Annotated in this window: 10 protein-coding genes, 1 tRNA gene and 1 rRNA gene; 8 read left to right on the top strand and 4 right to left on the bottom strand. The window is 43.6% G+C overall.

The window, feature by feature from the left end; genetic code table 11:
• The first annotated feature begins 2 nt into the window (after window positions 1-2).
• The 6 genes from ACE1OE_RS18705 to ACE1OE_RS18680 all read left to right on the top strand — a co-directional run bounded on the left by ACE1OE_RS18705 (window position 3) and on the right by ACE1OE_RS18680 (window position 3,320).
• Window positions 3-79, top strand: a tRNA-Thr gene (locus tag ACE1OE_RS18705).
• Window positions 80-117: 38 nt separating this feature from the next.
• A 5S ribosomal RNA gene (rrf, locus tag ACE1OE_RS18700) occupies window positions 118-233 on the top strand.
• 210 nt (window positions 234-443) lie between these two features.
• The gene (locus ACE1OE_RS18695; RefSeq protein WP_449211929.1) at window positions 444-1,004 is read left to right on the top strand and encodes an AAA family ATPase; all 561 of its coding nucleotides are present in this window, start codon (window positions 444-446) and stop codon (window positions 1,002-1,004) included.
• A 98-nt stretch (window positions 1,005-1,102) separates the two neighbouring features.
• Entirely contained in the window at window positions 1,103-1,960 is an 858-nt protein-coding gene (locus ACE1OE_RS18690) for a virulence factor BrkB family protein (protein ID WP_241903213.1), read from the top strand.
• Window positions 1,932-2,366 (top strand): D-aminoacyl-tRNA deacylase, encoded by a 435-nt coding sequence (gene dtd, locus ACE1OE_RS18685; RefSeq protein WP_449211928.1) that lies wholly within the window; start codon window positions 1,932-1,934, stop codon window positions 2,364-2,366. The genes ACE1OE_RS18690 and dtd overlap by 29 nt, the downstream gene beginning before the upstream one ends.
• Window positions 2,367-2,402: 36 nt before the next feature.
• Window positions 2,403-3,320: a bifunctional GNAT family N-acetyltransferase/hotdog fold thioesterase gene (locus ACE1OE_RS18680; protein WP_372062962.1), complete on the top strand. Its 918-nt coding sequence runs from the start codon at window positions 2,403-2,405 to the stop codon at window positions 3,318-3,320.
• A gap of 56 nt (window positions 3,321-3,376) precedes the next feature.
• Here the strand turns inward: ACE1OE_RS18680 and ACE1OE_RS18675 are convergent, their stop codons facing one another.
• The 4 genes from ACE1OE_RS18675 to hslR form a co-directional block, all read right to left on the bottom strand.
• Complete coding sequence (locus ACE1OE_RS18675; RefSeq protein ID WP_449211927.1) at window positions 3,377-5,263, bottom strand: AsmA family protein; 1,887 nt, start codon at window positions 5,261-5,263, stop codon at window positions 3,377-3,379.
• Window positions 5,264-5,371: 108 nt separating this feature from the next.
• Complete coding sequence (gene pckA, locus ACE1OE_RS18670) at window positions 5,372-6,997, bottom strand: phosphoenolpyruvate carboxykinase (ATP) (RefSeq protein WP_102470947.1); 1,626 nt, start codon at window positions 6,995-6,997, stop codon at window positions 5,372-5,374.
• A gap of 331 nt (window positions 6,998-7,328) precedes the next feature.
• Window positions 7,329-8,210 carry an Hsp33 family molecular chaperone HslO gene (gene hslO, locus ACE1OE_RS18665; protein WP_102470948.1) on the bottom strand — a complete coding sequence of 294 codons (882 nt, stop codon included), beginning with the start codon at window positions 8,208-8,210 and terminating at the stop codon, window positions 7,329-7,331.
• 16 nt (window positions 8,211-8,226) lie between these two features.
• Window positions 8,227-8,613, bottom strand: coding sequence for a ribosome-associated heat shock protein Hsp15 (hslR, locus tag ACE1OE_RS18660; protein ID WP_102470949.1), 387 nt, complete (start codon window positions 8,611-8,613; stop codon window positions 8,227-8,229).
• Between the two features lie 322 nt (window positions 8,614-8,935).
• On the opposite strand from hslR, the gene gspC reads away from it, so the two are divergent.
• Both gspC and gspD read left to right on the top strand, forming a co-directional pair.
• Window positions 8,936-9,832, top strand: a complete 897-nt coding sequence (gspC, locus tag ACE1OE_RS18655; RefSeq protein WP_372062965.1) for a type II secretion system protein GspC — start codon at window positions 8,936-8,938, stop codon at window positions 9,830-9,832.
• A gap of 31 nt (window positions 9,833-9,863) precedes the next feature.
• Window positions 9,864-11,888, top strand: a complete 2,025-nt coding sequence (gene gspD, locus ACE1OE_RS18650) for a type II secretion system secretin GspD (protein WP_449211926.1) — start codon at window positions 9,864-9,866, stop codon at window positions 11,886-11,888.
• The last annotated feature ends 8 nt before the right edge of the window (window positions 11,889-11,896 follow it).

Genomic DNA, 11,896 nt, shown 5'->3' with positions numbered 1-11,896 from the left:
ACGCTGATATAGCTCAGCCCGGTAGAGCGCACCCTTGGTAAGGGTGAGGTCCCCAGTTCGAGTCTGGGTATCAGCACCAGTTAAAGACTAGCGTATTATTACGATAGTAAAGATTTACTTGGCGACCATAGCGTTGCGGACCCACCTGATCCCATGCCGAACTCAGAAGTGAAACGCAGTAGCGCCGATGGTAGTGTGGGGCTTCCCCATGTGAGAGTAGGACATCGCCAGGTTCTAATTATTGCCTTTAATTAGGCAACTAAATAAAGCAAAGAAGCATAAGTCTTTATTTACAGAACTTGAAAGCCCACCTTTTGGTGGGCTTTTTTTCGTTTGTACACAGTAAAAACATACTTGCCCTATGAGATAAGTGGGTCATACTTCTTCTCCTGTAAATAATGGTAAACTTGCATTAATCAACCGATAATACGTAGATAATAACTATGCATTACACAGCTCCATTCATTATTACCGGCGGTCCAGGGTCGGGCAAAACTACGCTGTTAGAATCTATGCCTAATGAGTGTACACAGATTTTTCCTGAGGTGCCGAGACAATTGATTAATGAGCAATCACAACTTGTCGATGGGATACTTCCATGGGATAACTTGTCCGGCTTTGCTGACCTGTGTTTTACGGAAATGCTAAGACAAAAGGAAGCATGTTGTCATTATCCTCTCAGCTTCCTTGATCGAGCGATCCCGGATATTTGCGCCTACCTTTCTTGGGGGAAGTTAGAGGTACCTCAACATATCGTTGAAGAAGCGAGCAAAGGCTATCAAGGGCTTGTGATATTCTGTAAACCGACAGTTGAGATTTATGTTCAAGATGAAGTCCGGCCATACTCTTTTGAGGAAGCGTTGGATATTCACCAGCGTTTATGCGAAATATATGAATCTTTTGGATATAAGATTTTTTCATTACCCCTATTGCCTACCGAAGAGCGTGTAAAGCTAGTTAGAGCAGTATGTAAAGAATATGAAATGAGTCAGGCAAGGAGCTAGTAGTGAGTTTGGAGACCAAGGATGTTGTTTCATTGAGTAACACAGTGCTTAGGATAGGGTTTAATTTCGTTCTGTTTTTGCGTTATTTGGCGAAGCGTATGGCTCACGATCGTGTTAACGTCAACGCGGGTTACTTAACCTATATTACACTGCTTTCGATTGTTCCTTTGCTTACGGTTCTGCTTTCTGTTTTATCATCATTTCCTATTTTTTCTAGTACTGGGCAGATTCTTCAGGATTTCATTATCCAGCACTTTGTTCCTGCTGCTGGGGATGCAGTGTATTCCGCACTCGTTGAGTTTGTATCAAACACAACTAAGATGACGGCTATAGGCAGTAGCTTTTTGTTTATCGCTGCTTTGATGCTTATCTCCAATATCGACAAAAACTTAAACTATATATGGCGTGTGGAAGCTAAACGACGGGCCGTTTTCTCATTCTCTATATACTGGATGATATTGACGCTCGGGCCTATTTTGGTTGGCGCTAGTATCGTTGGTACATCCTATGTGACGTCTTTAAAAATTCTTGAGCATGATGCCTTGAGCGGAGCATTTAGCTTTTTTATTCGTTGGCTCCCTGCCATCTTAGCGTTACTTGCATTTTCGGGGTTGTACTTATTAGTCCCAAATAAGAAGGTTCGTTTTACTGATGCGATAGTTGGCTCGTTTATCGCGACCTTGTTGTTTGAAGTGAGTAAAAAGGGATTCGCTTATTACATTACGCAGTTCCCTTCGTATCAACTGATCTATGGTGCGATAGCCGCTATCCCTATCCTTTTTATTTGGATTTATCTATGTTGGTTCATCGTCTTGATCGGGGCCGAGTTTACCGCCGCACTGGGTGAGAAAGAGCACTGGCTACCCAAATCACCCATGGTACAATCTAGCCCAAACCATGAATACCAGCCAAAAAAGGAACCCCGAAGTGATAGCACTGATACAGAGAGTGAGTGAATCTTCTGTGAGCGTTGATGGTAACGTTGTTGGAGAAATTGGCCAGGGTTTACTTGTTTTACTTGGTGTCGAAAAAGAAGACGATGAAGCGAAAGCGAAAAGATTAGTCGAGCGTGTGACTACTTATCGTGTATTTGAAGACGATGATGGGAAAATGAATTTAAATGTGAAGCAAGTCGGTGGAAGCCTCTTGGTTGTATCACAGTTTACTTTGCCAGCGGATACGAAAAAAGGGACTCGCGCCGGTTTTTCACGTGGAGCGCATCCCGATGAGGCAAAACGACTTTATGACTATTTTTCTGGACAATGCGCTCATGTATTGCCCACAGAACGTGGTCAATTTGCCGCTGATATGAAAGTCTCTCTTGTTAACGATGGCCCGGTGACATTTTGGCTACAGGTATAGACGAGTGTAACCTTCGTTTACCTTTAAAGGATATCCATGTTTAAACTCATTACCCCTAAGACCGACAACCAGTTGGCAAAGTATTACCAGTTTCGATGGCAGATGTTGAGAGAGCCTTGGCGTCTTCCTGTCGGATCTGAGCGTGATGAATATGACGAAATGAGCCACCACCGTATGATTGTGGACGGTCGTGGCCGACCAATGGCAATTGGCCGCCTCTATGTTACCCCTGATAACGAAGGGCAGATTCGTTATATGGCGGTAAAAAGTAGTCGACGAAATAAAGGTATGGGCTCATTGGTATTGGTGGCTTTAGAGTCCTTTGCAAGGCAAGAGGGCGTTAAGCGCTTGGTTTGTAATGCGCGTGAAGACGCTATCTCGTTCTATGAACAAAATGGTTTTGAACGGCAAGGTGAACTGAATGATCAGCATGGTCCTATTCGTCATCAACTTATGATTAAACCTCTTGATCCACTTGCAAAAGTCTTACGAAGGCCTGAATGGTGTGCGGAGCTACAGAAGCGTTGGGAGCAACAAATTCCGATCAGCGATAAGATGGGTATCAAAATCAATCAGTATACCGGCTATCGATTTGAGTGTAGCGCTCAGCTGAATCCAAACCTAAACCCTCACAATACGATGTTTGCTGGGTCGGCTTTTACTTTAGCAACGTTAACTGGGTGGGGGATGACATGGTTATTGATGCAAGAGCGCGGACTCAATGCTGATATCGTGTTAGCAGACAGTAGAATTCGTTATAGACAGCCTGTAGAAATGAATCCGGTCGCTGAGACATCTTTGGACGGAATTAGCGGAGATTTAGATCGTCTTGCTACCGGCAGGAAAGCTCGTATTATTATCAATGTCACGATATACAGCGGTGATAAACCGGCGGTTGAATTTGTCGGCACATATATGCTGCTGCCAAATTATCAAGCTAAGATAAGCCAATAACTCTCGGAACGATATTTGGAGTGTGAGAATACCTAATATCGCTCGAGTGATGACCGTTATTCGTGGGGACATGTTATTTGTGTTCTCTTATCGACAACGCCAGTCAGTAGATTAATGTGGAGTGTAGCTTGGCACTCATCGGTGAGCTTCAATGGTAAGTTCGATGTTTTACTGTCGCCGAGGTCAATATTTCCTGATGCGCTGCCACTTAGGCGTGCTCCCTGAATGTAGAAAGGCTTGAGTGATAATACACCCCGTGTCGCTAACAAGTGAAATGGGCTCGCTTCAACAGGGGTATAGGTGCTATTTTCTGTTGCGATTTCAACACCATTAAATACCGCTGTTAGCTCTCCTGTTAGCGTTCTTGAAAAAGTAAGTGTATCAGCGATAAGTACATCGATGGACAGATCGATATCAGCAGTGCCACGGGCGTCGATCGTGTCTGAGGGTTGCACGTATTGTAATAGTGCTAAAGGCAAGGAATATGCTTTAGCTTTGATTTGCAATGGTTGGCTAGTGGTAGAGAAATCCAGACTCGCATTGATGTCGAGATAGCCTTTATCATAAGGAACAAAAAGTCGACTAAGCTGCCATTTCCCATCTTGGCTTTCGGTCTCTAATGCTACCTGACTGCCTTTAACACTGCCAATGCTGACGCTGTTGGCCGACGCTGCCGCTTTACCTTGCCACAATCCCCATTGGCCGTTGCGTTTCAGCTCTAAATCTTCAGCTGTTAAATTAAATCCAGTCACTTGCCAGTTTGGCTGTTGTTGCAATTGAATCCATTGACCACGGTTGATGGTGAGTCGCTTAACCTTTAGAGAGTTTATATCGACGAGTGGTAAGTAGTGATATAAAGCTAAAATCGAATCCTGTTGATCTTCCTCATAAAGCTTTACACCATCGATAGTGAGCTTTTCCAGCGATAATACATGTTGTTGCCACAAGCCTGTAAATTGAATTCGGCCTTGCTCAAGTGTTGTATCAACATCTTTAATATTAACCACACCACCATCGATATTTACATCTATGGTGGGCTCAATAAATGATAAATTTTGATACTGAATACTGTCTGCATCAAACGACAAGTAGGCATCAACTTGACTCCAAATAGATTCTCTCAAATCGATATTTTCAAATGACGCGTTGAGGTTTTCTATTTTACTGTCTTTGTATCGAACGTTTGATCGTAAGACATCGAGGCTATTGATATGACCGATCGTATCTAGAAGAGCGGCATATTTATCGAAAAGCTGGCTAGTTAAGTCTATATCGAGTTTTTCGATGGTGGTATTGACCAGAGACCAAGTATTGTTTTCATATTGTGCCTGGGTAGATATATTTGCTTCATTCCATATGAACGATGCACCGTAAATTTTGCTGTTTTGTCCTTTAAGCTCACCATCAATGAGTACATCCTTAATGGACTCTCCTTGGTAGTAAATCTGCGAGGCTCGAAGCTGTAATTCACCCTTAGTTAATAAAATATCAGGGTTGTATTGGACATGGCGAAGTTGAAGCTGAAGATCATTGATGATCACATCATTGTTTGAATAATCAATATGATCGAGCGCTAAGTTTTCGATCGATAGCTGATGAGCCAATGATAGTGAGTGATTTGATAGCGTTGAGCCTGACAACAAAAGTTCATGAATACGCAGCGGAGTCTTTGTTGAAACCGGCATCCCTAGCCAAACAGACATACTATTGGCTTCAATGGGCTTCTCTCCCTCAGCCTCAATACGTAGATTGATAAAGTCGAATTGGTTTGGATATTGATAGTGTATCGATTCACTCGTCACTTTTATATTGAACAGCTTATTTATCGTTTGTGTCACTATTGGATTGGCGTATTGCGTATGCAGTAAGGCAAAGAGTGCCAATATAGCAATGAGCCCTAATGCGAAAAGCGCGATTAAGATTGCTATTGTTTTTCGTATCACGTTGAATTCTCTACCTACTGAATATAATGATCAATTTAGCCCGAAAGTGACTAAAAAGCCCCTCTTATGAGGGGCTTTGTGGCTAAAACTTGGATGCTTATCTAAGTATTAGTCTAATTGAGGGCCTGCCGCTACCAATGCCTGGCCTTCAGAGGTATCCGTGTATTTTTCAAAGTTGTTGATAAAGCGTTTTGCTAAGTCGTCAGCTTTGCTTTCCCATTGCAGTGGATCGACATAGGTATCTCGTGGGTCTAAGATCTCAGTGTCGACACCCGGAAGTGAGGTTGGTACTTCTAGGTTAAAGACCGGAATAGTTGTTGTTTCGACTTGTTCTATTGAGCCATCTAAGATTGCATCAATAATGCCGCGGGTATCTTGGATAGAGATACGTTTACCAGAGCCGTTCCAACCCGTATTAACTAAGTATGCTTCTGCGCCTGCAGCTTCCATACGTTTAACCAACACTTCCGCATATTGAGTTGGGTGAAGTGTAAGGAACGCCGCACCAAAACACGCAGAGAATGTAGGTGTTGGTTCTGTAATACCACGCTCTGTACCGGCCAACTTAGCGGTAAAACCAGAGAGGAAATGGTATTTTGTTTGTTCTGGTGTCAGCTTCGAAACCGGAGGTAACACGCCAAACGCATCGGCAGATAAGAAAATGACTTTATTCGCATGACCGCCTTTCGATACTGGTTTTACGATGTTATCGATATGATGAATAGGGTAGGAAACACGAGTGTTTTCTGTTTTAGAGCCATCATCAAAGTCGATAGAGCCATCGTTGCGTACGGTTACATTTTCTAATAATGCATCGCGGCGGATGGCATTATAAATATCAGGCTCAGCTTCTTTAGATAGATTGATCGTTTTCGCGTAGCAGCCACCTTCAAAGTTGAAGATACCATCGTCATCCCAGCCATGCTCATCATCACCAATCAATTGACGTTTTGGATCGGTAGATAATGTTGTCTTACCTGTGCCAGAGAGTCCGAAGAAAACGGCTACGTCATCATTCTCACCCTTGTTAGCGGAACAGTGCATGGATGCAATACCCTTGAGCGGCAAGAAGTAGTTCATCATTGCGAACATACCTTTCTTCATTTCACCGCCATACCAAGTGCCGCCGATCAGCTGCATTTTCTCGGTAAGGTTGAACACCGTGAAGTTTTCAGAGTTTAGGCCCTGTTCTTCCCATTTTTGGTTGGTGCATTTTGCGCCATTCATTACAACAAAATCAGCTTCAAATGTTGCGAGTTCTTCTTCACTTGGACGAATGAACATGTTTTTCACAAAGTGAGCCTGCCATGCCACCTCGGTAACGACTCGAATACATAGACGAGTATCTGGATTGGTACCACAGTAGCCATCAATAACGAATAGGCGCTTGTTTGAAAGCTGCCCAGTGACCAATGTTTTTAGTTCGTCCCAGACTTCTTTTGAAATAGCTTTGTTGTCGTTTTTACCTTGATCTGACCACCACATCGTGTCGCGAGTCGTATCGTCCCGTACGATGAATTTATCTTTGGGGGAGCGACCTGTAAAAATGCCCGTATCAACGGCAACGGCACCAAGTTCTGTGACAACGCCTTTTTCATATCCTTGCAATGTATCTAGGGTTTCTTCGGTGAATAGTTGCTCATAACTTGGATTGCGAAGAATCTCAGTTGAGCCTGTGATGCCATATTGAGTAAGATCGAGTTGTGCAGCCTTATTAATGTCCATAACGGTCATAGGTGCTCCTTATTGGATTTTTGTAGGGATTTTAAAATTATTATAATTTGTTTTTTATTTTGAACTCCATGCTAGCAATGGACACCAGATAAAACAGGGATATAGTTCAAAAATTACTCATCATATAGTGACTGTTTTAAGTGTTTGGTCACATATTAAATCGCGATGGTTTATTCTAGAGCAAACCTTTGCGCCAGAGTAAATGTAACATAAGTGAATATGGTTTGGTGATAGGTTCTATCTGATAATGTTGTGGTTTCGTTAAATTTTTCACAAAAAAAAAGCCAGTTCATTGTGAACTGGCTTGTGTAACATATTTCGAACAATGAAATTAGTGCAGAGTCGGTTTGTCGTCTTGCGTATTGTTTTCTGCGAATAGGGCTTTGATATCAGTCTCATCAAATGAATAAGAAGAGCCACAATAATCACAGTGCAGAGCAATCTCTCCTTCTTGCGCCAAGATATCGTAAACTTCTTCTTGTGCGATGGTACTAATGGCATCAGCACTGCGCTCACGAGAGCAGCCGCAAAAGAATTCAACTTCTTTTGGCTCAAATAACTGCACCTTGTCTTGGTTATATAGACGGTACAACAAGTCATTCGCTTCTAGTGTAAATAACTCTTCATCTTTGACGGTGTTCGTCAATTGCTCCAAGTGTTCAAAATCATCTGGTGTACCTGTGCCATCAGGCATGACTTGTAGCAACATACCGGCCGCTTTCGCTTGACCATCTTGTGTACCAGTACGAATCCAAAGGCGCGTTTTTAGCTGTTCAGAGCGTTCAAAGTACCCTTCTAAGACTTCAGCTAGGTTATTACCTTCAAGACCAACAACGCCTTGGTAGCGCTCACCATTATCAGGTGTAATCGTAATCACTAAGTAACCCTTACCTAGCATGTCGTGAATAGAAGCGTCATCGGCAATCTGACCTTCCCAACGAGCGACACCACGAAGTTTTTGGTTGTGGTCACCGTTAATTACTGCCAAAGAAACAGGGCCATCACCTTGCAGTTGCATGGTAATCGAACCCTCAAACTTTAATGTAGCAGTTAACAGGCTGGTTGAGACTAGAAGCTCTCCTAGCAAGCTTTGTAGCGCCGCTGGATATTCCTTGCTAGAGATAATCTCTTGATATGCAGTATCAAGTTGTACAAGCTCACCTCGTACAGATAGCTCGTCAAAAAGGTAGCGATTTAATGTGTTGTTAGCCATGTGGGGAAGCTCCAGCTTATTGGTTCTTAAACTTAATGATATTGCGGCGTTGTTTTTTATCAGGACGACGCTCTGGACTAGGGTTATGTGCATTCAGTTTGCGCTGCGAAGCAAATTCTTCTCGCTTGGTAATACTCTCTTTCGTCTCGGAATAAAGAGTCTGGGCTTCCGGTGCTCCTCTACGCTGCGCTGAGATCTGTTCAATGACGACGGTTTTTTCTTCGTTGCCTTGGCGAAGTGTGATTACTGCATTCAACTCCACCATCTTACTTGGTTTTGAACGTTGACCATTATAATGGACTTTGCCACCATCGACCATGTTGCGCGCAATACTGCGTGTTTTATAAAATCGAGCCGCCCACAACCATTTATCGAGGCGAACGGCATTATTTTCTGAACTCATTTCGATTCCTGCTTTCTAAATCGCATCTGTGATAGCTTAAGCCACAAATGAACCTGTATTAGGACGAATAACTCATCCGCTTTAGGACGAATATCCTACTAAATGGTGCTTAGCTCTAAAAAAATCAACCCTAGCGCCCAGATTGCATGACAGTATTATGAGATGTGACATAATCTCATAATATAGCTGTGGTATAGTCCTGAGACTAATCTTGCTAAACAGAACGCTTAAGGAAAAGCAATTTTAATGCGCATATATAACGAAATATCATCAGAGACGGGACACTAGGAGAGTGAAAGGATTTTCCATTTCGGCAACGACAATACAGCCGGCGTTTTTTATTTCATACTTACGTCGTTGTTTACATTATCAATCTCAATTGAGCTTATTCATCGCGTTATGCTTACTCGGACTATCGGCTTGGGTTGCGGGTGTCTTGGTTTGGCAGCTATTTCCTCAGTCATCTTCTGTGAGTCGTTGGGCGCCACCTATTGCAGTCGCTACTCAAGTTAATGGTGCGACGGACACCGCTCATTCTTCCGACATCAATAAAGCAAATATCTTCGGTCAATATCAACGAGATCAAAAAGTGGTGCAAGCGCCCGTGGTGACGGATGCTCCAAAAACCCGCTTGAATGTTGTTTTGGTTGGCTCCGTTGTGAGCAGTAACCCTGAGCGCAGTTTGGCAGTCGTCGCCAATAGAGGCAAGCAAGGCACCTATGGTATAGGAGAGCAGATTGATGGCACTCGAGCGAGCATCGCAGCTGTCTTTATTGATCGTATTATCATCTCTAATGCTGGTCGTGACGAAACGGTGATGCTAGAAGGGATCGAATATAAAAAGTTAGAGCTGAAACAGCCAGCACCAGCCGCTGCCTCTAATGTTGTTGGCAACAATCCAGTCGATAACGAAGAAAAGTTGGCTGCCATTCGCAATACGATTACTCAAGATCCACAACAAATATTCCAATATGTGCGCCTTTCTCAAGTGAAGCGAGATGGCAAAATATCGGGTTATCGCGTTAGTCCTGGTAGAGATGCTGAGCTGTTTAACGCGGTAGGCTTACAAAATGGTGATATCGCCATTGCATTGAATGGCGCAGATCTCACCGATCCGGCGGCTATGGGACAAATTTATCAATCCATTACGGATTTGACCGAACTTAACCTAACGGTTGAGCGTGATGGACAACAACACGACATCTTTATTCAATTCTAGTCGTGAAAGCAGTATTTCAAGGGAGCAACAAGTGAAGAGTTGGCTTAAGAAAAGTACCTGGTTATTGATGGGCAGCCTAATGGTGGTTCCAACAATATCTGCCAATGAATTTAGCGCCAGTTTCAAGGGAACCGATATACAAGAGTTTATTAATATCGTAGGACGTAACCTCGATAAAACGATCATTGTCGACCCATCGGTGCGCGGTAAAGTTGATGTTCGAAGCTACGATGTGTTGAGTGAGGAGCAATATTACAGCTTCTTCTTAAACGTATTAGAGGTTTATGGCTACGCTGTTGTTGAAATGGATAACAACATACTTAAGGTGATTAAAGCCAAAGATGCCAAGACATCGGCGATCCCTGTTGTTGGAGATGATGATACTGCCAACGGTGATAGCGTTATTACGCGAGTTGTCGCTGTGAGAAATGTCTCTGTGCGAGAGTTGTCTCCCTTGTTAAGACAACTCAATGATAATGCTGGAGCCGGTAACGTTGTTCACTACGACCCGGCTAATATTATCTTGATCACAGGGCGAGCGGCAGTGGTTAATCGTTTAGCGGATATCATTCGACGCGTGGATCAGGCTGGTGATAAAGAGATTGAGGTCGTAGAGCTACAAAATGCCTCGGCGGCAGAGATGGTGCGTATTGTCGATGCATTGAATAAAACGACTGATGCAAAAAACACCCCAGCTTTACTACAACCGAAGCTGGTGGCTGATGACCGAACTAACTCAATCCTAATTTCGGGTGACCCGAAAGTGCGTAAGCGTCTACGCACCTTAATTAGTCAGCTTGATGTTGAGATGGCGACTAAAGGCAATAATCGAGTTCAATATCTTCGTTACGCGAAAGCCGAAGATTTGGTCGAAGTATTGAAAGGCGTTTCTGATAATTTGCAAAAAGAAAAGCAATCAGGTGGCAACTCTAATTCTACTGCGAATCGCAGCGAAGTGATGATCGCCGCCCATGCTGATACCAATGCCTTAGTACTTACCGCCCCACCCGATATTATGAAAGCATTGCTAGAAGTGATCTCTCAGCTTGATATTCGTCGCGCACAAGTACTTATTGAGGCTTTGATCGTGGAGCTAGCGGATGTCGATGGCGCTAACTTAGGGGTGCAATGGGGTAATGCCAGTACAGGGAGTGTAGTTCAATTCTCCAACACGGGAGCCTCTATCGGCAGCGTGATGGTGGGTATGGAAGATGCAAAGGACAAGACGACAACAGAAACGCGAACCGATTCGAATGGTAACCCTTATAACGTTGAAACGAAAACATCGGGTGATTATACCGCACTTGCTAGCGCGCTTGGTGGAGTACAAGGTGCAGCTGTTGGTATCGCTATGGGTGACTGGACAGCGTTAATTACAGCAGTATCAAGTACATCCAATTCTAATATTCTGTCTTCACCAAGTATTACTGTGATGGATAATGGTGAAGCCTCGTTCATTGTGGGTGAAGAAGTCCCTGTGTTGACAGGCTCTACTGCGGGTTCAAATAATAGCAATCCATTCCAAACCGTTGAGCGTAAAGAGGTGGGGATTAAGCTTAAAGTGGTCCCACAGATTAACGAAGGTAACTCGGTTCAGCTAACGATTGAACAAGAAGTTTCGAATGTTTTGGGTGCCAGTGGTGCCGTCGACGTTCGTTTTGCAAAAAGGCAGCTCAATACGTCGGTCATGATTCAAGATGGTCAGATGTTAGTGCTAGGTGGCCTAATTGATGAGCGTGCGGCTGAAAGTGAGTCAAAGGTACCATTCTTAGGCGATATTCCTTACCTCGGGCGCTTGTTCACTTCAACCAGTACGACGGTTGAGAAAAAGAATCTTATGGTATTTATAAAGCCCACGATTATTCGTGATGGTATTACCGCGGACGGATTGACTCAACGTAAGTACAACTACATTCGAGCTGAGCAACTGTTTAAAGCCGACCAAGGCCTAAAGTTGATGGATGATGGCTATATTCCGGTATTACCTGAGTTTGGTGAAACCACGCGCTACCCATCTGAGATTCAAGCGTTTATTGAGCAGATGGAAACGAAATAATGGGGGAG

The sequence above is a fragment of the Vibrio sp. E150_011 genome (genome assembly GCF_053544015.1).
The sequence above is the reverse complement of the archived record's forward strand: the minus strand, read 5'-3'. Positions and strand labels throughout refer to the sequence as shown.